Annotated in this window: 22 protein-coding genes; 11 read left to right on the top strand and 11 right to left on the bottom strand. The window is 65.4% G+C overall.

The window, feature by feature from the left end; genetic code table 11:
• Positions 1 to 144: 144 nt before the first annotated feature.
• Positions 145 to 1,158 (bottom strand): UDP-glucose 4-epimerase GalE, encoded by a 1,014-nt coding sequence (gene galE / locus ACKAE7_RS04785; protein WP_190609851.1) that lies wholly within the window; start codon positions 1,156 to 1,158, stop codon positions 145 to 147.
• 153 nt (positions 1,159 to 1,311) lie between these two features.
• Here galE and ACKAE7_RS04780 point away from each other — a divergent pair, with 153 nt between their 5' ends.
• Positions 1,312 to 1,914: a TetR family transcriptional regulator C-terminal domain-containing protein gene (locus ACKAE7_RS04780; protein ID WP_190609853.1), complete on the top strand. Its 603-nt coding sequence runs from the start codon at positions 1,312 to 1,314 to the stop codon at positions 1,912 to 1,914.
• 99 nt (positions 1,915 to 2,013) lie between these two features.
• Positions 2,014 to 2,625, top strand: coding sequence for a hypothetical protein (locus ACKAE7_RS04775; protein WP_188809713.1), 612 nt, complete (start codon positions 2,014 to 2,016; stop codon positions 2,623 to 2,625).
• Between the two features lie 60 nt (positions 2,626 to 2,685).
• On the opposite strand, the gene ACKAE7_RS04770 is transcribed toward ACKAE7_RS04775, so the two are convergent.
• Together ACKAE7_RS04770 and dapD are read right to left on the bottom strand one after the other, a co-directional pair.
• Positions 2,686 to 3,543, bottom strand: coding sequence for a hypothetical protein (locus ACKAE7_RS04770; RefSeq protein ID WP_188809714.1), 858 nt, complete (start codon positions 3,541 to 3,543; stop codon positions 2,686 to 2,688).
• 7 nt (positions 3,544 to 3,550) lie between these two features.
• Positions 3,551 to 4,573, bottom strand: a complete 1,023-nt coding sequence (gene dapD, locus ACKAE7_RS04765; RefSeq protein WP_188809715.1) for a 2,3,4,5-tetrahydropyridine-2,6-dicarboxylate N-succinyltransferase — start codon at positions 4,571 to 4,573, stop codon at positions 3,551 to 3,553.
• A 50-nt stretch (positions 4,574 to 4,623) separates the two neighbouring features.
• Here dapD and dapE point away from each other — a divergent pair, with 50 nt between their 5' ends.
• Positions 4,624 to 5,760, top strand: a complete 1,137-nt coding sequence (gene dapE / locus ACKAE7_RS04760; RefSeq protein WP_408978619.1) for a succinyl-diaminopimelate desuccinylase — start codon at positions 4,624 to 4,626, stop codon at positions 5,758 to 5,760.
• Between the two features lie 58 nt (positions 5,761 to 5,818).
• Here the strand turns inward: dapE and ACKAE7_RS04755 are convergent, their stop codons facing one another.
• From ACKAE7_RS04755 to ACKAE7_RS04740, 4 genes are all read right to left on the bottom strand, one after another.
• Complete coding sequence (locus ACKAE7_RS04755; RefSeq protein WP_188809717.1) at positions 5,819 to 6,658, bottom strand: amino acid ABC transporter permease; 840 nt, start codon at positions 6,656 to 6,658, stop codon at positions 5,819 to 5,821.
• Positions 6,655 to 7,305, bottom strand: a complete 651-nt coding sequence (locus ACKAE7_RS04750; protein WP_102974984.1) for an amino acid ABC transporter permease — start codon at positions 7,303 to 7,305, stop codon at positions 6,655 to 6,657. The genes ACKAE7_RS04755 and ACKAE7_RS04750 overlap by 4 nt, the downstream gene beginning before the upstream one ends.
• A gap of 85 nt (positions 7,306 to 7,390) precedes the next feature.
• Complete coding sequence (locus ACKAE7_RS04745; RefSeq protein ID WP_188809718.1) at positions 7,391 to 8,278, bottom strand: glutamate ABC transporter substrate-binding protein; 888 nt, start codon at positions 8,276 to 8,278, stop codon at positions 7,391 to 7,393.
• A 66-nt stretch (positions 8,279 to 8,344) separates the two neighbouring features.
• The gene (locus ACKAE7_RS04740) at positions 8,345 to 9,100 is read right to left on the bottom strand and encodes an amino acid ABC transporter ATP-binding protein (protein ID WP_188727622.1); all 756 of its coding nucleotides are present in this window, start codon (positions 9,098 to 9,100) and stop codon (positions 8,345 to 8,347) included.
• Positions 9,101 to 9,204: 104 nt separating this feature from the next.
• Between ACKAE7_RS04740 and ACKAE7_RS04735 the strand changes: the two genes are divergently transcribed.
• The 4 genes from ACKAE7_RS04735 to ACKAE7_RS04720 all read left to right on the top strand — a co-directional run bounded on the left by ACKAE7_RS04735 (position 9,205) and on the right by ACKAE7_RS04720 (position 12,119).
• Positions 9,205 to 9,987 carry a TIGR00730 family Rossman fold protein gene (locus ACKAE7_RS04735; RefSeq protein WP_104185063.1) on the top strand — a complete coding sequence of 261 codons (783 nt, stop codon included), beginning with the start codon at positions 9,205 to 9,207 and terminating at the stop codon, positions 9,985 to 9,987.
• Between the two features lie 58 nt (positions 9,988 to 10,045).
• Entirely contained in the window at positions 10,046 to 10,426 is a 381-nt protein-coding gene (locus tag ACKAE7_RS04730) for a DivIVA domain-containing protein (protein WP_188809719.1), read from the top strand.
• Positions 10,423 to 11,718, top strand: coding sequence for a hypothetical protein (locus ACKAE7_RS04725; protein WP_408978618.1), 1,296 nt, complete (start codon positions 10,423 to 10,425; stop codon positions 11,716 to 11,718). The genes ACKAE7_RS04730 and ACKAE7_RS04725 overlap by 4 nt, the downstream gene beginning before the upstream one ends.
• A 233-nt stretch (positions 11,719 to 11,951) precedes the next feature.
• Complete coding sequence (locus ACKAE7_RS04720; RefSeq protein ID WP_009357720.1) at positions 11,952 to 12,119, top strand: DUF3117 domain-containing protein; 168 nt, start codon at positions 11,952 to 11,954, stop codon at positions 12,117 to 12,119.
• 57 nt (positions 12,120 to 12,176) lie between these two features.
• Here the strand turns inward: ACKAE7_RS04720 and ACKAE7_RS04715 are convergent, their stop codons facing one another.
• Positions 12,177 to 12,809 (bottom strand): O-methyltransferase, encoded by a 633-nt coding sequence (locus ACKAE7_RS04715; protein WP_104185061.1) that lies wholly within the window; start codon positions 12,807 to 12,809, stop codon positions 12,177 to 12,179.
• A 225-nt stretch (positions 12,810 to 13,034) separates the two neighbouring features.
• Here ACKAE7_RS04715 and sigE point away from each other — a divergent pair, with 225 nt between their 5' ends.
• The 3 genes from sigE to ACKAE7_RS04700 all read left to right on the top strand — a co-directional run bounded on the left by sigE (position 13,035) and on the right by ACKAE7_RS04700 (position 15,030).
• Positions 13,035 to 13,649: an RNA polymerase sigma factor SigE gene (sigE, locus tag ACKAE7_RS04710; RefSeq protein ID WP_408978617.1), complete on the top strand. Its 615-nt coding sequence runs from the start codon at positions 13,035 to 13,037 to the stop codon at positions 13,647 to 13,649.
• A 109-nt stretch (positions 13,650 to 13,758) separates the two neighbouring features.
• A complete protein-coding gene (locus ACKAE7_RS04705) occupies positions 13,759 to 14,553 on the top strand; it encodes an anti-sigma factor (protein WP_408978616.1) in 795 nt (264 codons plus the stop codon).
• A gap of 69 nt (positions 14,554 to 14,622) precedes the next feature.
• Positions 14,623 to 15,030 (top strand): Sec-independent protein translocase TatB, encoded by a 408-nt coding sequence (locus ACKAE7_RS04700; protein ID WP_188809721.1) that lies wholly within the window; start codon positions 14,623 to 14,625, stop codon positions 15,028 to 15,030.
• A gap of 67 nt (positions 15,031 to 15,097) precedes the next feature.
• On the opposite strand, the gene ACKAE7_RS04695 is transcribed toward ACKAE7_RS04700, so the two are convergent.
• From ACKAE7_RS04695 to ACKAE7_RS04685, 3 genes are read right to left on the bottom strand one after another with little or no spacing between them, the layout of a single operon-like run.
• Complete coding sequence (locus tag ACKAE7_RS04695; RefSeq protein ID WP_190609868.1) at positions 15,098 to 16,240, bottom strand: Mrp/NBP35 family ATP-binding protein; 1,143 nt, start codon at positions 16,238 to 16,240, stop codon at positions 15,098 to 15,100.
• A complete protein-coding gene (locus ACKAE7_RS04690) occupies positions 16,240 to 16,941 on the bottom strand; it encodes a DUF1003 domain-containing protein (protein WP_174176464.1) in 702 nt (233 codons plus the stop codon). Before ACKAE7_RS04690 ends, ACKAE7_RS04695 begins: the two co-directional genes overlap by 1 nt.
• Complete coding sequence (locus tag ACKAE7_RS04685) at positions 16,925 to 18,208, bottom strand: magnesium transporter MgtE N-terminal domain-containing protein (protein ID WP_066277496.1); 1,284 nt, start codon at positions 18,206 to 18,208, stop codon at positions 16,925 to 16,927. Before ACKAE7_RS04685 ends, ACKAE7_RS04690 begins: the two co-directional genes overlap by 17 nt.
• A 77-nt stretch (positions 18,209 to 18,285) precedes the next feature.
• On the opposite strand from ACKAE7_RS04685, the gene ACKAE7_RS04680 reads away from it, so the two are divergent.
• Positions 18,286 to 19,064: general stress protein (locus tag ACKAE7_RS04680; protein ID WP_408978615.1), on the top strand; the 779-nt coding region annotated here is incomplete at its 3' end.

Here is a 19,064-nt window from a genome sequence, read left to right as displayed (position 1 = left end):
TCCCCGGATCAATCCCTGCAATTACGACGGCGGCCGCCCACCTTCCAAAGATGGGCGGCCGACGTCGTTAATCACCATCGATTGCTCCGTAGGTGTCGTTTTGGGTCGTCAAAACGACACCTACGGAGCAATCGACGGGGGAGATCAAGAGGTGTAGCCCTGCGGGTTGTTCTTCTGCCAGCGCCAGTGGTCCTCGCACATCTGGTCAACGGTTTTGGTGGTGGACCAGCTGAGGTCTGCCAAGGCGGACGTGGCGTCCGCCCAGAAGGCGGGGAGGTCACCGGCACGGCGGCCGGTGATCTCGTAGGGGATGGGCTGTCCGACGGCCTTCTCGAAGGAACGCAGCACCTCCAGGACGGAGGAGCCCTTGCCCGAGCCCAGGTTCCAGCGGAAGACGCCGGTGCGGTCCGCAACGTAGTTCAGCGCGGCCACGTGGCCTTCGGCGAGGTCCACAACGTGGATGTAGTCGCGCAGGCAGGTGCCGTCCGGGGTGTCGTAGTCGCCGCCGAAGACCATCAGCTTCTCGCGGCGGCCGACGGCCACCTGGGCGATGAAGGGAACCAGGTTGTTGGGAATGCCCTGGGGGTCCTCGCCGATCCGGCCGGAGGGGTGGGCGCCGACCGGGTTGAAATAGCGCAGCAGGGCTATGTGCCAGCGGGGGTCAGCGGCACCCAGGTCCGAGAGGATGTCCTCGATCTGCTCCTTGGTGCGGCCGTACGGGTTGTTGGCCCCGATCTCCATCTTCTCCACATAGGGAATGGGGTTGTGCTCGCCGTAGACGGTGGCCGAGGAACTGAAGACGATGGACCGGACGTCGTGGCGGTCCATGACCCGGATGAGGTTCAGGGTCCCCACCAGGTTGTTGTGGTAGTACTTGAGCGGCTCACGGACGGATTCGCCAACGGCTTTCAGCCCGGCAAAGTGGATCACCGCGTCAATGGGGCTGGCGGCGAAGACACGCTCGACGGCGGCCTCATCCACCAGGTCCACGTGGTGGAAGTCCGCGGTCTTGCCGCTGAGTTCGGCAACCCGGCGGAGCGATTCCTCGCTGGAGTTGACCAGGTTGTCGATAACCACCACATCATGGCCGGCTTCCTGCAGGGATAGAACAGTGTGGGAACCAATGTAGCCGGTGCCCCCGGTGACCAGAATTTTCATGCCTCTAACGCTATCCCAAGGACACCGGCTGCCGCCGCCGTGTTCCGGATGCCGGGCAGGGCCCACCTGAACCACGGTGAGGCGCAGCAGGTCACGGCGGCGGCGCGGCATGCCGGACCGTCCAATGGAGCACATCCGTGCTAAATAGGAGGAGTGCCAAAAATCGTAGATGCCGAAGCCCGGCGCCAGGACGTTGTTGAAGCAGTCCTACGCATCATCGCCGGTGACGGGCTGGAACGGGCTTCCCTCAGGGAAACGGCGGACGAAGCCGGGCTGGCTGTGGGTTCTGTCCGCCACTATTTCGCGGGTAGTGAGGAATTGCTGGCATTCGCCTTCGCCTCTGTGGTGGACCGCATCGTGCGCCGCCTGGAGGCATCCATGCCTGACGTGCACGCGGCGGAACCCGGTACCCCTGAGCATCGCGCGGCCATATTAACCCTCCTGTGCGGGCTGCTGCCCCTGGACGGGCCCCGGGCGCTTGAGGTGTGCGCCTGGATGGCGTTCCGGAATGCCGCGAGGGTCCGCCCGTTCCTTGCCGCTGAGGCAGACCGTAGCCACCGGGAGGTGGCCGTCATCGTGGGCAGGGTCATCAGCGCCCTGAGGCCCGAGGACGAGCCGAAGGAAAGCCTGGTGGTGGAAGCCGAGCGGCTGCTCGCGACCCTGGACGGGCTGTGCATGCACGCCCTGCTGCAGCCCGGATGGATGACCCGGGAAATGTGCGTGGACGTCCTGGAACAGCACCTCGACGGGATGTGATGACTGCCACTAACGTGGGCATCAGGGGGAATAGACTGGGAGCCGGGGGCGCTACCGGATCGCCCCTCCCGGCAAGGGCACGCGACGGAAGGACGTCGGATGTATCAGACAAGCGGTACCAGGTGGCAAATCACCGCGGACACGTCGGGGCCAATGATGATAGCCCTGTTCGTCCGGGATACTGCGGGGCTCGACGGCGCAGGGCACCCCGCGCTGTCCCACGCAGCGCCCAAGGTACGCAGCGCCGATCATTCACACTTGACCGCGGACGTCGGCGGCCTGAGTGCCCTCAAGACAGAGTGGGAGGCATGGTGGGAGCAACTGCTCAAGGCACATCCACAGACGTCTCCCGAGCTGTCACCGCCGGACTTCGACGCCTTTGGCAATTCTCCTGCCCTGCAGCGCGTGCTCCAGGCCCACTTCGGGTCCGCCCTCACCTGGGCCCGGGAGCGCAGGAGCGAATACGCGGAAATTGAGGCGGAGCGTGCTGCCAGCGGCGCGGACCAGCTGCTGGAGGACTTGGTGGACGACAGGCTGATGGAGGTTGGCCGCGATTCCCGTGACTTCAAGCTGACCATCATCGAGCTTCCGCTGAACGAGCAGCGGGCCTGGTACCTGGAGCCGGACAAGATCATTATGAGCAACCGGCTGATGGCCGAGCCTGAGCTCTTCCGCAGTTACGTGCAGCCGGTGGTTGAGATCCTCGTCTAGGGACCTCCATCCGGCAGCAGGCCGCCGGCAGCCACGGGGCAGTATTCCTGCGGCAGCCGTTCAGCTGCCGGTCCCGTCCGCCGCCACCGTGATCCGAACCTGTCCGTCCGTGGCCGCAGAGGCCTGCCACCCGTCCCGGGCCTCCCGGTTCCAGCTCCGGCCGGCGACGTCCACCTGCGTGACCTCGAAGCCTTTGGCGTTGGCAACCGCCCATTGCGCCACGGACCAGGCCTGGCTGCCGGCAGCGTCCACCACCAGCGTTTCACCCTCAACAGCCGTCCCCAGCGGCCCGTAGGCCTGGCTGAGTTCCGCTGACAACGCGGCGGTATCCCCGCCGGTGCCGGGCGCGCGGAGGGTGCACCGGACGGCTTCGGGCGTCTGGCCGGTCAGCCCGGAAGCAAAGGTTCGCCCCATCTCCTCGTGCTGGGCATAGGCGGTGGGGTAGGCGGAGCGCTGGACGCGCTGGGCTGCGTCCGTGATCTCAAGTGACTCGTAGCCTGGAACTTTGACCAAGGCGTCGTAGAAGGCGTTCGCGGCGTAGTAGGGATCCATGATCTGTGCTTCGGTTCCCCATCCCTGGGAGGGGCGCTGCTGGAACAGCCCGCGGGAGTCCGGGCCGGCCTTGTCCCCGTGATCAATGTTCCGGAGTTTGGACTCCTGCATGGCGGTGGCGAGGGCGATGCTGGCAGCCCGCGGTGGAAGCCCGCGCTGCACCGCCACGGCGGTGATCAGGGAAGCGTTGACGGCCTGGTCCGGGGCGAGTTCCGAGGTTCGCTCGCCAATAACGGCCCTGCAGCGCTCCGAAACGAGTGTTTCGGAGCGCTGCAGGAAAAAGACGGCCGAGTAAACGCCGCCTGCCACCAGTGCCAAGGCCAGCACCAGTACTGTGAGGCGGCGCAGTCCGCGTCTTCGTGCCATGGAATGATCAGTTGGCGTGGAGGGCGTCGTTCAGCTCCACGGTCTGGCCCTGGCGGGGGAGGACCTCCACCGCGCCCGTGGTGGAATTGCGGCGGAACAGCAGGTTGGGCACACCGGACAGTTCGGCAGCCTTAACGATCTTTGTGGTGTCCTCGCCCACCTCGTCCTTGGGCCCGGGCACGCGGACCCGGGTTCCGGCCGTGACGTACAGGCCTGCCTCCACCACGGAGTCGTCGCCGATGCTGATGCCCACGCCGGAGTTCGCCCCCAGCAGCACCCGCTCGCCGATGGTGATCTTTTCCTTGCCGCCGCCGGACAGCGTGCCCATGATGGAGGCGCCGCCGCCCACGTCGCTGCCGTCGCCGGTGACCACGCCCGCAGAGATGCGGCCTTCCACCATCGACGTACCCAGGGTGCCGGCGTTGAAGTTCACGAACCCTTCGTGCATCACGGTGGTTCCTTCGGCCAGGTGCGCACCCAGCCGCACCCGGTCGGCGTCGGCAATCCTCACTCCGGAAGGCACAACGTAGTCCACCATGCGCGGGAACTTGTCGATGCCGTAGACGGTGACGGCACCGCGGCGCCTCAGCCGCGCACGGGTGAGCTCAAAGCCTTCCACTGCGGCGGGGCCGAAGTTTGTCCACACAACGTTGGGCAGCTTGCCGAAGATGCCGTCAAGGTTGATGGTATTGGGCCGGACCAGGCGATGCGAGAGGAGGTGCAGGCGCAGGTAGGCATCGGCGGTGTCGGCCGGGGCTTCATCGAGGTGGATCTGGGCAAAAACCACCTTCTGCTCGGTGCCGCGGTCCTGGTCCGCACCATTCTCGGCGATGCTGGTCAGCGATGCATCCGCGTTCTCGACGGAACGAAGGTTTTCGGCGGCGACACCAAGCGCCGGAGCGGGAAACCATACATCCAGGACGCTGGCATCAGCGGTGGAAACGGTGGCCACGCCGAAGCCGTAGGCGGAGCGGTGGTCGGTGGATGCATGCGAGGTTTCGGGCACGGCAGAAGAAGCAGTCTCAGTCATGGCCCCAGTCTATCGACGGGCGGGGACAGGGTCCGAACTAGACTGGCTTCGTGACTGCCGAAACCACACCCCAGCCTTCCACCCTGCAGCTCGACCTCCGCCAGGATGTTGCGTGCCTCACCGCCGCCATTATGGACATCAACAGCGTGTCCGGCCACGAAAAGGAACTTGCGGACGCCGTTGAAGCGGCCCTGTTGGCAGTTCCCCAGCTGAGCGTTCTCCGGGACGGCGATTCGATCATCGCCCGCACCGATCTGGGCCTTCCCGAACGCGTCATCCTGGCAGGACACCTCGACACCGTGCCGCTGCCCCTGGCAGGTGATGCGAAAGGGACCGTTCCCTCCAGCTGGGAGTCGGGCGTTCCGGGGGAGGGCATCCTGTACGGCCGTGGCGCTACCGACATGAAGGGCGGCGTTGCGGTGCAGCTTGCCCTGGCGGCCACAATGTTCGACGACGGCGCCTCGCCAAAGCGGGACGTCACCTTTGTGTTCTACGACCACGAGGAAGTGGAAGCCGTCAAGAGCGGTCTGGGCCGCCTGGTCCGCAACCACGGCCACCTGCTCCGCGGTGACTTCGCCATCCTGCTGGAACCGACGCACGGCACGGTGGAGGGCGGCTGCAACGGCACCAGCAGGTTTGAGGTGACCACGGTGGGGGAGGCAGCCCACTCCGCCCGTGCGTGGATGGGCAGCAACGCCATCCACGCCGCGGCACCGATCCTGGCCAGGCTGGCCAGCTACGAACCGCAGACCATCACCGTGGACGGACTCGAGTACCGCGAGAGCCTCAATGCCGTGAAGATCAATGGCGGGACGGCCGGGAACGTGATCCCGGACCGGTGCGTGGTGGAAATCAACTACCGGTTCGCCCCGGATAAAACCCCCGACCAGGCCGAGGCCGTCGTTCGGGACCTGCTGTCAGGTTTCAACGTTGTCCGCACCGATGCTGCCGCCGGCGCCCGGCCCGGTCTGCACCATCCGGCCGCCGCGTCCTTCGTTTCCGCCGTGGGAGCCGAGCCGAAGCCCAAATACGGCTGGACCGACGTCGCCCGTTTCAGCGAACTGGGCATCCCGGCGGTGAACTTCGGTCCGGGTGATCCCTTGCTGGCACACAAGGACAACGAACACGTGCACGCAGACGCCATCCGCACGTGCCTGGCGGCGCTGCGGAAGTGGTTGGCAACCTGAACTTAAGAACGACGGCCCGGACCAGTTGGTCCGGGCCATCGTCATTTAGGGAGGACTATCAGGGAACGGGTGCTTCGGCAGCTTCGGGTTCGGCCTTGGCCACACCGCCGGCTGCCTTCTTGGATCCGCGCCTCTCGATCCACACCGCGATCCTCGAAACGAGGATGTTGATGGCGATGTAGATGGCTGCCGCCACGAAGAAGATCGGGAACAGGAACTGCGTTCCCAGGAAGTCTGCCATGACCTGCACGGCGCGAAGGAGCTCGCCGTACGCCACGATGTAGCCGAGCGAGGTGTCCTTGAGGAGCACCACCATCTGCGCCACCAGGGACGGCATCATGCGCCGGACCGCCTGCGGAAGCTCGATCAGCATGCGTGACTTGAAGCTGGTGAGGCCGATGGCAAGCCCGGCCTCGCGCTGCCCCTTGGGCAGCGACTGGATACCGGCACGGATGATTTCGGCAAACACTGCCGAGTTGTACAGCACCAGGCCGGTAACAACAGCAATGAAGGGCGACGTGCCAAAGCCCAGCAGGACGAACAGCATCATCAGGACAACCGGCATGCCGCGGAGGAATTCCAGCACCACCCGGGTGGGGATCCGGATGAAGGCTGCATCCGAGATGCGCAGCAGGCAGAGCAGCAGACCCAGGGGGAAGGCGATGACAGCCGCGAGGGCTGCAGCGCTGAGGGTTGCGCCCAGGCCATTGCCCAGGAGCATCCACACATCGGCCCGGGTGAAGATCTGCCAGCGGCGCCCTTCAAAGATGCCCTGCTGCGCGAACGTCATGATGATCCAGGCCAGCAGGCCCAGGATCAGCAGCGAACCCACGATGGATCCGATCAGGGAGATGCGCCGGGCTTTGGGGCCTGGCACGTCGTAGAGGACTGAGCTCATCGGGCAATCGCCACCTTTCGTTCCACCGTGCTGGCCAGGATGCCCAGCGGAACGGTGAGGAGCAGATAGAAGAATGCAACGCCCAGCAGGACGGGGATGACGGCGTCACCGTTGGCGTTTGCCAGCTGCCGGCCGTAGCCGAACAGCTCCAGGACGAAGAATGCGCCGGCCACCGAGGAGTTCTTGACCAGGGCGATCAGGATGTTGATGAGCGGCGGGACCACCGTCCGCAGGGCCTGCGGCAGGATGATGAGGTTCAGGACTTGCCCGAAGTTCATGCCAATGCTGCGGGCCGCTTCGGCCTGGCCCACCGGGACGCTGTTGACACCGGAGCGGACAGCTTCGGCGATGAACGCTGCGGTGTAGGTGCTGAGTGCAATGATGGCGGCAATTTCGAACTGCTCGAACTTCACTCCGAGCCGGGGAAGGACAATCGCCGCGAAGAAGAAGGCAATGGTCAGGGGAGTGTTCCGGAGGACCTCCACGTAAACCGTGCTGAATCCGCGGAGCGCTGCCACGGGGGAAACCCTGGCTGCCGCGAGGAGGGTGCCGAGTACCAGTGCGATGACGCCGGAAACGGCGGAGAGGAAAAGCGTGCGAAGAAAACCGTTCCAGTAGAGGGGAAGGTTCTCAAGAATGACGTCCATAGGATCCTTTGGATGTGGGCGTGGACGGAAGCGGAGACGGCGGTTGCCGGGGCCGCGGAGCAGCCCCGGCAACCACTGGGGTTACTTAGTAACGGTCAATCTCGGGCAGCTCGGGGGCAGTCTTGATGACGGAGCCCGCAGTGTCTTCCCATGCCTTCTTGTACGACCCGTCCTCTTCGAAGGATTCCAGCTGGTCGTTGATCCAGTTGCGGAACTCGGTGTCGTCCTTCTTCAGGCCGATGCCGTAGGGCTCCTTGGTGAAGGTCTCATCGGAGGCGAGCTTGAAGGCTTCCGGTTCCTTGTCCACGAAGCCGGCCAGGATCACGTTGTCCGTGGTGACGGCCTCTACCTGCTTGTTGCGCAGCGGCTCAAGGCAGGCGGAGTAGGTTGCAGCCGGAACGAGTTCCGCTCCGTACTGGTCCACGATGGTGGCTGCGGGGGTGGAGCCGGTTACTGAGCAGACCTTCTTGCCGCGGACGTCCTCGGGGGTCTTGATGGTGTCATTGTCCGCATTGACCATCAGCGCCTGGCCGGCCTCGTAGTACGGCCCTGCGAAGCTGACAACCTGCTTGCGCTTGTCGTTGATGGTGTAGGTGGCGATGACCAGGTCGACCTTGCCCTGTTCGATGAACGGCTCGCGGTTGGCGGAAACGGTCTCGGACCATTCGATCTTGTCAGCCGGGATGCCCAGCTTGGCCGCGATGAGCTTGCCGATCTCCACGTCGAAGCCGATGGGCTTGCCGTCCAGGCCCACCTGGCCGAAGAGGGGCTGGTCGTACTTGGTGCCGATCTTGATGGTGCCGGCCGAGGCGAGCTTTTCCATGGTGGTGCCGGCAGCGAAGGTGGGCTCTGCAGCAACCGAGGGATCGCCTCCGGCATCGGTGCCGCCTCCGCCGCAGGCGCTCAGGGACAGGGCGAGGGCGGCGGTAGCCGCCACGAAGAATGACTTCCGCCGGGTCATAAATGCCTTCATGACATTCCTTTCATTGCGGCCGTGGGTCACGGCCTGGGTGCGAACTTGGATGTTTGTCCGGGTGGATCAGTGGGTGAGGAGCTTGGACAGGAAGTCCTTGGCGCGGTCGCTCTTCGGATTGGTGAAGAACTCCTCCGGGGTGGCGTCCTCAACGATCTGGCCGTCCGCCATGAAGACGACGCGGTCCGCAGCCTTGCGGGCGAAGCCCATCTCGTGGGTGACCACGATCATGGTCATGCCCTCCTTGGCCAGCTGGATCATGACGTCCAGGACCTCATTGATCATTTCCGGGTCGAGCGCCGAGGTGGGCTCGTCAAAGAGCATGACCTTGGGCTTCATGGCCAGCGCCCGGGCGATCGCGACGCGCTGCTGCTGGCCGCCGGACAGCTGTGCCGGAAGCTTTGGGGCCTGGTGCCCCACGCCAACGCGTTCGAGGAGCGCCATTGCGTCCTTGTCCGCGGTTGCCTTCGGGACGTTCTTGACCTTGATGGGCCCGAGGGTCACGTTTTCGAGGATGGTTTTGTGGGCGAAGAGGTTGAACGACTGGAAGACCATTCCGACGTCGGCACGCAGCTGCGCCAGCTCCTTGCCTTCCTCGGGGAGGACCTTTCCATCGATGCTGATGGTCCCGCCCTCGATGGTTTCCAGGCGGTTGATGGCGCGGCAAAGGGTGGACTTACCGGAGCCTGAAGGTCCGATGACCACAACAACCTCGCCCTTGCGGACCTGGAGGTTGATGTCTTTCAGTACGTGCAGCTGGCCGTAATGCTTGTTTACGGCGTTCAGGGAGACGAGGGCATCGCCGGGCACATGAGTAGTCATAGGAAGAATCTAGCGAACAACACCGGCTTATGACGCGAATCACCCCATGTTCCTGCGGATCGTGATTCAAGAGATACCTCCCGCCGGCAGGTTAGCCTAGGGGAATGAGCATCAGTGCAGATCCGGCAAGAAATTCCCAGCCACGCCGCAAGGGGCCCCTTGAGCTGCGCCGCAAACAGGCGGCCGTGGAGATGTCGGACCAGCATCTGCTCGACACCAAGGGCCCCGGGCAGTTCGTCCACACAGATCCCTGGCGGGTCCTGCGCATCCAGAGCGAGTTCGTGGAAGGGTTTGGTGCCCTGGCGGACATCGGCAAGGCCGTGAGCGTCTTCGGTTCAGCACGCACCAAGCCCGGCAGCCCCTACTACGAGATGGGCGTGGAGGTGGGGCGGAAACTGGCGGAGGCCGGTGTTGCCGTCATCACCGGCGGCGGTCCCGGATCCATGGAGGCTGCCAACCGCGGCACCGTGGAAGGCAACGGCGTGTCCGTGGGCCTGGGGATCGAGCTGCCGTTCGAGCAGGGCCTGAACCAGTGGGTGGACCTGGGCATCAACTTCCGGTACTTTTTCGCCCGCAAAACCATGTTCGTCAAATACGCCCAGGGTTTCATCGTCCTGCCCGGCGGGCTGGGAACACTCGACGAGCTGTTCGAGGCCATGGTGCTGGTCCAGACGCGGAAGGTGACATCGTTCCCGATCGTCCTCCTCGGCGTTGACTTCTGGGGTCCCATGATCGAGTGGATCAGGGGCACCCTCGTGGCTGAGGGCATGGTCTCCGAGAAGGACCTGGACCTGATCCAGGTGGTTGACGATCCCGCCGAGGCCGTGGACCGCGTGCTCCACGGGGCCGTTACTCCCTCCTTCAAGGGAGAGCAGCGGCCGGAGTAACCGGTCCCGCGCGGGTGTCCGGACTGGCAGCAGCCACCCGGTCTGGCACGATGGAATGGTGAGTTTCTTTCTGGTTTTCCTGGCCATAGGGCTGGTCGGGGCGGTTTTCTGGGTGGGCCTTGGCCTGCGTTCCGGCAGGACAGGCAATGGTCCGTTGCCTGTCCTGCTCGACGGCGGCTTCGAGCAGCCGCCTGCCAACCTTCCCCCTGTCCTGCTGCCCGCCCAGGCCGCGCCGGAGGATGTGGACCGTGTGCGCTTCTCCCTTGGCCTCCGTGGCTACAGGATGGACCAGGTGGACCAGGTTTTGGATGAGCTGCGGGACCAGTTCGCCTCCAAACAGGAGGAGATTGACGCCTTGCGGGCTGAGCTGCGGGCCCTGCGGGAAGCCGGCACTGCTGAACCCGGCGGGACCGCGTCCGCTGGAAAGAACACGCTGTGAGCACAGTGGCTCGTCGCCGCCCAGGCCTGCTCCCGTCGCTTCAAGGGGTGGCCGGGCGGGCGGGAACGGCTCTTCGGGGCTGGCCGTGGTGGCTGCAGGCCACCGCCGTCTATATGGCTGCCCGCCTTGTCAGCGCCTGCATTTTCATGGCCGCTGCCCTCCACCAGGGTCCCAATCCCTGGTTTCCGGCAAAGCCTGATTACTGGAATTTCATCAACATCTGGGACGCGCGCTGGTACGCCCAGGTGATTGCCGGGGGCTACCCCTCCGTGCTGCCGACTGATGCGGCAGGCAATGTCCAGGAAAACACGTGGGCCTTCTATCCCTTGTTTCCAGCGTTGGCCGGAGGACTCAGCGGCCTCACCGGCATGGCCCCCACGGCGGCCCTGACCCTCATCGCCATGCTTGCGGGCTGGGGAGCGGCGCTGGTTGTCTACGTCCTGTTCCGGCACAAGGCTTCCCACGCACCGGCGCTTTGGGGCGTGGTTTTCTTCGCTACCTTCCCTGTGGCTGCCGTCCTGCAGGTGCCGTATGCTGAACCGCTGTCCTTGCTGCTCCTCGCGGCAGCGTTGCTGCTGGTGGTCCGGAAACAGTACCTCTGGGCCGTTCCGGTGGTGGTGCTCCTGTGCCTGTCCCGTCCGGTAGGCGTTCCCTTTGCGGCCATGCTGGGGCTGCTTCTCCTGCACCGTCTCTGGGTGCGCTTCGGCAAAGGTCGGTTCGGTAATGCCGCATTCGGTGCCGTCATATCGGATGCCGGGACGCGGGAAGGAGCCCATTCAGCCCGTGACCTCGCGGCCCTTGCTGTCCTGACCTGCGTCGGAGGCGCGATGGCGCTCGCCTGGCCCGCGGCGGCGTGGGCGGCCACCGGAGACATCCAGGCCTACACAAGAACCGAAACAGCCTGGCGCGGCCACGACCTGGTGCCGTTCAAGCCCTGGTTCGACACGGGCATCAACCTTTTCGGACCGGTACTGGGGGTGCTGGCGCCCTTCATTTTCGTGGCACTCTTCGCCGCCATGCTTTTCCTTCCCCCCGTACGGCAGATCGGCGTCGAACTCCGCCTGTGGTGTGCCTGCTACATGGGGTACCTGGTGGTGTTCCTGCACCCGCAGACCAGTACTTTCCGCATGCTGCTGCCGCTGTTTCCGCTGGCACTGGGAGCTGCCCTGGTTTCCAGGTCGCGGGCTTACCGGGGGACGGTGGTCCTCATGTTCCTGCTGCTGCAGATCGTCTGGATCGTGTGGCTGTGGGCGTGGGCGCAATTGCCCGGCGGTGGGGATTATCCACCCTAGCCTTTGGGGCTTTCGCGCAGGTCAGGGCTGAAATACCACGACGCCGGAAATGTCCATCGATTAGCTACGTGCGGGTAATTCCGCGATAATAGTAAGTAAGCAAGGACAAAAAGCATTCAGAATACGCGCAGCCCGGGCGGTGTCCAACCACTCCGCCGTGGCAGCTTGATCTACATGCGGACACAGCCCGCCCGGGCTGATCAGTCCTGGGACTAAATGGAGGGGAATTCCTCATGGCGGCTATGAAACCACGCACCGGCGACGGCCCAATGGAAGTCACCAAGGAGGGCCGCAGCCTGATCATGCGCGTCCCGCTCGAAGGCGGCGGGCGACTGGTGGTCGAGCTGAACGCTGCTGAGGCAGCCAACCTCAAGGAATGCCTGGTCGGCGTTACCGAATAATCGTGACAAGGCAGGGCCCGCAGCCACCAGGCTGCGGGCCCTGCCTTTTTCGAATCGCTACTTCTTCACGGCCACCAGCAGGCCATCGCCGGTGGGAAGCATGGCTGAAGCAAGCCTGTCGTCGTCGCGTATGGCCTTGCCCACCTGGCGCAGGACCACGGTGGTGGCTTCGCGGCTTGCCGGGTTGGCCACCTTGTCCTTGTCCAGCGCGTCATTCACGATCAGCAGCCCTGCGGGCTTCAGGAGCCGGATTGCCTGTTCCACATATCCGGGAAGTCCGGGCTTGTCGGCGTCAATGAAGACGAGGTCGTAGGCGCGGTCCGTCAGCCGGGGGAGGACGTCGCCCGCCCGCCCGGAAATGGTCCTGGTGCGGTTGGCCGGGCTGCCCGCCTCGGAGAATGCCTCCCGCGCCGCCCGAAGGTGTTCTACATCCACGTCAATGGTGGTGAGCACGGACTGTGGGCCAAGGCCGCGGAGCAGGCACACACCTGACACTCCAGCCCCGGTCCCGATCTCGACGGCGGTCTGGGCCTTGGACGCGGCAGCCAGCACGGTGAGGACTGCTCCCACTCCCGGGCCAATGGGCGTCACACCGAGCTCGAAGGAGCGCTCCCTGGCCCGAAGCATGACCTCATCCTCAGCAGGAAGATCTTCTGCATAGGACCAGCTGGTGGACTTGTCGGCGCTCATGGGTTTCGCTTTCTGGGCGGCAGGGAATGTCCTCTACAGCCTACTGTGTCCGATGGCAACGGCAGGGGAGGCAGGCGGTTGCGCCTATGGCTGAACTTTTCCACAATCAGGAAATTCCCAGACAAGTTTGAAATGATTAATATCCGCTCATCCAAAAGGTGACCGGCGCCGAATCAGAGATGTCAACAGTATCCGGGCGTTAGTATTCCACGAGGGGAGTGGACGATGTCATCTTCAATTGTGGCACCTGTCCCTGCAACAAACCATCCTGAGGCTGAGTGGGTGCGTCCCACCTGGGAAGAAGTGGTCACCAACCACTCGGCGAAGGTTTACCGGCTGGCCTACCGCCTGACGGGCAACAAGTACGACGCCGAGGACCTCACCCAGGAGGTGTTTGTCCGCGTCTTCCGCTCGCTGGAGAACTTCAAGCCGGGCACGCTGGACGGCTGGCTGCACCGGATCACCACCAACCTCTTCCTGGACCAGGCACGGCGGAAAACCCGGATCAGGTTCGATGCCCTCGCCGAGGATGCCGAATCCCGGCTTCCCGGACGTGAACCGGGTCCGGAACAGAGCTTCGAGCTCAACAACCTCGACGTGGATGTCCAGGCTGCGCTGGAGGAACTACCGCCGGACTTCCGCGCCGCCGTCGTCCTCTGCGACCTCGAAGGCCTGTCCTACGACGAAGTGGCGGAAGCGCTCGGCGTCAAGCTGGGCACTGTCCGCTCCCGGATCCACCGCGGACGGACCATGCTTCGGGAGAAGCTGGCACACCGGGATCCGCGTCCCCAGCAGTCGCGCCGCAAACTGTCCATGCCGCGTATCGCCGGTATCCTCTGAACGGCGCATGAGGTCCCGGACTTCATTCGGACGCAGGCACCAGCGCACGCGCAGCCATCTCCAGTCCTGCCACGAATGCTCTGCAGCGTTGCGGCGGGAACGCCAGTATTTGGAGCGGCTCCGCGATGCCCCCATCCCTCCCGCCAGCGATGACCTGACGGCCCGTCTGCTGGCACGGACGCAGGAACTGGCTGCCGTCCCGCACCGTCCCGCCCAGCGGCCCGCATCGCCGCGCACGGCTGTCCGGGTCCTGGCGCTGGCCGCCGGGGGCAGCACGGCCGCTGCGGCGGTCCTGGCTGCAGGTGCCTTTGCGGCTGCAGGGGACCCCCTGCCCGGGGATGCCACCGGAAACCCCGCCGCCTTCTCGCCGGTGTCATCCCAGACGCCGGCGGACGGCAGGCTGCTGAACGCTGAACAGCTCACCCGGCTGCGTTCCGAAGGCTGGGCCTGCCCGGAACTTGAAGCGATGGGCTTCCACCTTGAATCGGCAAAGGCCACGGTGCTCAACGGGCAGCCGGCGGTTGAGCTGAGGCTGACGGACGGGGCCCATTACGCCACTGTGACTGAACAGCGGCTCCCCAAACCGGTCGGTGACGGTCAGGATACCGGCGGACAGAAGGGTGCTGCGGACGGGGAAGCCGGTGCGGCCGGGAACAACCTGCGCGTGTGGCAGTCTTCGCCGTGGTCGGCAACCTACCTGACGCCAGGGCACAGCTTTACTTACGAGTCCGACCTGCCGGCGGAACGGGCCGATGACGCCGTTCCCATCCTGCAGCGCATGGGCACCAGGGCTGAAGAAGGCGTTGCCGCCGGAATCCCGCCTTCTGCCGAAGCGGGCGGGGAACCGCTCACGACGCGGCTGCAGCGCGGGGCCAACCGGATCGTGGCCTTTTTCGTCCCCTAGCGCAGGCAGTTCTCCCGGGCCCCGGGTTGAAATCGTCACTGGCAGCCCGGAGAGGGTAATCTTCCTAAAGTGTTTGGAATCAACGGCCCGGAGTTCTTTCTTCTGCTGATCATTGGCGTTCTGGTGATCGGCCCCCAGCGGCTGCCCGAATACACCCAGAAGCTTGCGAACCTGGTCAAGGAAGTCCGGCGCATGGCGTCCGGTGCCCGCGAGCAGATCAAGGAAGAAGTCGGCATCGACATCGATGATGTCGACTGGAAGAAATACGACCCCCGGCAGTACGACCCCCGCCGCATCATCAAAGAGGCGCTCCTCGACGACGACTCCAAACCCGTCAGCGCCGGCGCGCCGGCCGCTGTGGCGGCAGTATCCGGGGCCGCCGCCGTGGCAGCGGATGCCGCGCCGAGGCGGCCGGAACGGGTGCTCCAGTCACTGCCGCCGGGCGAGGCTGCACCTTTCGACACCGAAGCCACCTAGCAGCGGCTGCGCGCACAGCAGCTCCCCGACCGTTGCTCTTTCTGCACCCTTCCCGGCTGCCGCCGGCTCAGCGCGGCTGAAGGCCCAGTTTCATCCCGGCCAGTCCACGGGGTCTTGCCGCCAGTTGTCCGGCGATACCTGACAGCGCCGCCGCGGCCGGTGTGCCGGCCTGGCCGAGGACGATAGGCACGCCGGTGTCCCCGCCTTCACGCAGCTGGATGTCCAGCGGAATCTGGCCCAGGAGCGGCACCTCTGCCCCCACCGTTGCCGTCAGCCGCTCGGCGAGGACCTGCCCGCCGCCGCTGCCGAACAATTCCATCCTGCCGCCGTCGGGCATTTCCAGGTAGGACATGTTCTCGATGACGCCCGCCACCTTCTGGCCCGTTTGCGTGGCGATGGCTCCCGCGCGCTCGGCGACGTCCGCGGCAGCAGCCTGCGGCGTAGTGACCACCAGGATTTCCGCCTTCGGAAGCAGCTGGGCCACGGAGATCGCGATGTCACCGGTGCCGGGCGGCAGGTCGAGGAACAGGGCATCCAGGTCGCCAAAATAGACGTCGGTAAGGAACTGTTCGAGGGCGCGGTGCAGCATGGGTCCGCGCCAGGCCACAGGCTGGTTTCCGCTGACGAACATCCCGATGGAGATCACCTTCACCCCGTAGGCGACCGGGGGCAGGATCATGTCGTCCACCCGCGTGGGCTGCTGCGTGATGCCCATCAGTCCCGGGACGGAGAAGCCGTAGACGTCCGCGTCCACGATGCCGACGCGCAGGCCCTGCGCTGCAAGGGCACAGGCCAGGTTGACGGTCACCGAGGACTTCCCGACCCCACCCTTGCCGCTTGCCACCGCGTAGACCCTGGTGAGGGAACCTGGCTCGTTGAAGGGGATGCCGCGCTGGCCTCCTTGGCCGCGGAGCAGCTCCTTGAGGGCATCGCGCTGTTCCTGGGTCATCACCTTGAGTTCAACGTCGACGGCGGCCACTCCTGGAACTGCCAGCAGCGCGTTCGTGGCATCTGCCGTAATGGTCTCCCGCAGGGGGCAGCCGGAGATGGTGAGCAGGACAACCAGGCTGGCCCGGCCGGCGTCGTCCACGGCGACAGACTCCACCATGCCCAGTTCGGTGATGGGGCGGCGGAGCTCGGGGTCGATGACCGTGGCCAGGGCAGCGTTGACTGCCTCAGCCAACGCAGTGTTGGCAATGGGTTCGCTCATTAACGGTCCTGGGTGGAATGGCCGGGCTTGACCCGGGGGATCTGCTGGGTGCGGGGGTTCCGTTGCCGGTCGCGCTGTTCCTTGAGTTTTTCCTTGACCTTGTCGCGGGGGGATTCATGCTGCCCCTGGCCGGAGGGATCATGGGTCCGGAGCTCCTCCTGGGCCTCCAGCATGTCCTCAAGCAGCGAACGGAGCTCGGCACGGACGTAGTCACGTGTGGCAACCTCGCGCAGCGCAATCCGCAGGGAGGCGAGTTCCCGCGTGAGGTACTCAGTGTCGGACAGGTTGCGCTCGGCGCGCTGGCGGTCCTGCTGGAGCGACACGCGGTCGCGGTCGTCCTGCCGGTTCTGGGCCAGCAGCAGCAGCGGCGCGGCGTAGGAGGCCTGCAGGGACAGCATCAGCGTCAGCAGGGTGAAACCGAGCGCGCGGGAATCGAACTGCCACTCGAGCGGTGCCCAAGTATTCCACGCCAGCCAGATGACCACGAAGACCGTCATGTAGACCAGGAACTGCGGCGTGCCCATGAACCGCGCAAAGCCCTCCGTGGCGTGGCCGAAGGCATCGGGATCCGGCGAGAACTTGGGCAGAATCCGCTGGCGGCCGCTCAGGGGCGTGTCCAGGCTGCCCTTGTCCGCCGTCTTCCTGGCGGGAGTCCGCTGGTTCGGATTTTTTGGTGCGCTGCTCTCAGCCAATACGGCCACCAAGCCTTCTTATCGGGGCTTCGCCATCATGGGCGCGCCAATCATCCGGCAACAGATGATCCAAAACGTCATCAACAGTCACCGCCCCCACAAGCCGGCCGGCGTCATTGACCACGGGGAGGGAGTTCAAATTGTAGGTAGCCAGCGTCCGCGCCACTTCGCTGATGTGTGCCTGGTCCGACAGGGGTTCCAGGTTCTTGTCCACCAGGTTGCCGAGCGGCTCGAACGGCGGGAACCGGAGCAGCTGCTGGATGTGGACAACACCCAGGAAACGGCCGGTGGGCGTTTCCAGCGGCGGCCTGGCGATGAAGATGGAGGAGGCAAGCGCCGGGGACAGTTCCTCCCTGCGCACGTGGGCCAGGGCCTCGGCAACCGTGGCCTCGGGAGGAAGGATCACCGGCACCGGGGTCATGAGACCCCCGGCGGTGTCCTCGTCGTACTCCAGCAGGCGCCGGACATCCTCTGCGCCCTCCGGCTCCATCAGCTGAAGCAGCTCCTCCGCCTGGGCGGAGGGCAGCTCGCCGAGGAGGTCGGCGGCGTCGTCGGGATCCATTTCCTCCAGCACGTCGGCTGCGCGCTGCACGTCAAGGGCGGAGAGGATCTCCACCTGGTCGTCCTCCGGGAGCTCCTGGAGGACGTCGGCCAGCCGCTCGTCCTGCAGCTCGCTGGCCACCTCGAAACGGCGTTTGTCACTCATCTCCTGCAGTGCTTCTGCGAAGTCTGCTGGTTTGAGGTCCTCATGGTTGGCCACGAACTGGGTGGCGGCCTGCGGCTCCGTGCGCGGACCCTGGAGGGCGTCGGCCCAGTCGATGATCAGGGTTTCGTTGCGGCGGAGCCGGCTGAGCGGGGAGAGGGAATGGCCGCGCCGGACAAAGAGCTTGCTGACGAACCAGTCGCGGGAGCGGTGCTGGTCCATGGCGATGTCCTCGATGGTGGCGTCGCCGCTGCCGTCCCGCAGGGTGACACGGCGGTCGAACATCTCGGCCACAACCAGTGTTTCGGCGCCGCGCTGCTCGAAGCGGCGCAGGTTCACCAGCCCGGTGCAGATGATCTGGGTCTGGTCGATGGAGGTAATGCGCGTCATGGGCACGAAGACGCGCTTCTTGCCGGGGACTTCGACGACGATACCCACCACGTGCGGTGCGCCCTGCGTTCCCCGGGACAGCACAACAACATCGCGCAGCCGGCCCAGCCGGTCGCCCAGCGGGTCGAAGACGTCGAGGCCCAAAAGGCGCGCCACGAAGACGCGGGTAGGAGTTGTGCTCACTCCTACAGGCTACCGAGTCTGCTCTCTTTTAGCTGAATTTACAGGCAGCACACATGCTCATGGGCAAGAATGGGGGTATGGCAAACATATTTGGTGCTCCCAAGGCCGGCGGGCCCGGCGGGATGGATGAAGCCCGGGCCGTTCCCACCGGCGATACCGTGGGTTCCTACACGTCCTACCTGGATGCCCAGAAGGCCGTGGACTACCTTGCGGACCAGCAGTTCCCCGTCCACATGGTGTCCATCGTAGGCAACGAGCTGAAGATGGTGGAGCGGGTGACCGGCCGCCTGAGCTACCCCAGGGTGGCGCTCTCCGGAGCGCTGAGCGGCATGTGGTTCGGCCTGTTCGTGGGTGTCATGCTGTCCTTCTTCGCACCGTCGCCAGGGTACTTCTCCATTCTTACCTCGGTGCTGATGGGCGCAGCGTTCTTCATGCTCTTCGGCATCGTCACCTACGCCATGCAGCGCGGCAAGCGCGACTTCACCTCCACCAACCAGGTGGTGGCCACCAGCTACGACGTCGTGGTGTCGCCGGAGGCCGCCCACGAGGCACGGCGCCTGCTCCAGCAGCTGCCGATGACCCGCTCGGATGCGGCCGCCGGCGGTGGCCCCTACACCCAGCGCGACTACCAGAGCCAGCCCTACCAGCAGAACCAGCCCGGCCAGGGTCCGGCCCGTCCCTCGGGCTGGAACGATCCTTACGGCCAGCAGTCTTCCGGGTCCTCCGCCCAGGCACATCCTGTCCAGGAGGACCAGAGCCCGGCTGCTGCCCCGCAGCAGGAGCAGCCCGCCCCGGCCCGGGCCGTACGGTACCCGGACCTGCCGGACGGCCGGCCGCAGTACGGCGTCCGGCTGCC

Origin of the sequence: Pseudarthrobacter sp. NKDBFgelt (assembly GCF_046097905.1) — a bacterium.
Taxonomy (GTDB): Bacteria; Actinomycetota; Actinomycetes; order Actinomycetales; family Micrococcaceae; genus Arthrobacter; species Arthrobacter polychromogenes.
Note: the sequence above shows the minus strand (reverse complement) of the source record. Positions and strands in the feature narration are given on the sequence as shown.

Excerpts from the sequence above, each read along its gene's own strand:
- ACKAE7_RS04770 (WP_188809714.1), bottom strand. The coding sequence starts at position 3,543 with ATGGCACGAAGACGCGGACTGCGCCGCCTCACAGTACTGGTGCTGGCC.
- sigE (WP_408978617.1), top strand. The coding sequence starts at position 13,035 with ATGTCATCTTCAATTGTGGCACCTGTCCCTGCAACAAACCATCCTGAG.
- ACKAE7_RS04775 (WP_188809713.1), top strand. The coding sequence starts at position 2,014 with ATGTATCAGACAAGCGGTACCAGGTGGCAAATCACCGCGGACACGTCG.
- ACKAE7_RS04735 (WP_104185063.1), top strand. The coding sequence starts at position 9,205 with ATGAGCATCAGTGCAGATCCGGCAAGAAATTCCCAGCCACGCCGCAAG.
- ACKAE7_RS04750 (WP_102974984.1), bottom strand. The coding sequence starts at position 7,305 with ATGGACGTCATTCTTGAGAACCTTCCCCTCTACTGGAACGGTTTTCTT.
- galE (WP_190609851.1), bottom strand. The coding sequence starts at position 1,158 with ATGAAAATTCTGGTCACCGGGGGCACCGGCTACATTGGTTCCCACACT.
- ACKAE7_RS04755 (WP_188809717.1), bottom strand. The coding sequence starts at position 6,658 with ATGAGCTCAGTCCTCTACGACGTGCCAGGCCCCAAAGCCCGGCGCATC.
- ACKAE7_RS04720 (WP_009357720.1), top strand. The coding sequence starts at position 11,952 with ATGGCGGCTATGAAACCACGCACCGGCGACGGCCCAATGGAAGTCACC.
- ACKAE7_RS04745 (WP_188809718.1), bottom strand. The coding sequence starts at position 8,278 with ATGAAGGCATTTATGACCCGGCGGAAGTCATTCTTCGTGGCGGCTACC.
- ACKAE7_RS04715 (WP_104185061.1), bottom strand. The coding sequence starts at position 12,809 with ATGAGCGCCGACAAGTCCACCAGCTGGTCCTATGCAGAAGATCTTCCT.
- ACKAE7_RS04740 (WP_188727622.1), bottom strand. The coding sequence starts at position 9,100 with ATGACTACTCATGTGCCCGGCGATGCCCTCGTCTCCCTGAACGCCGTA.
- ACKAE7_RS04695 (WP_190609868.1), bottom strand. The coding sequence starts at position 16,240 with ATGAGCGAACCCATTGCCAACACTGCGTTGGCTGAGGCAGTCAACGCT.
- dapD (WP_188809715.1), bottom strand. The coding sequence starts at position 4,573 with ATGACTGAGACTGCTTCTTCTGCCGTGCCCGAAACCTCGCATGCATCC.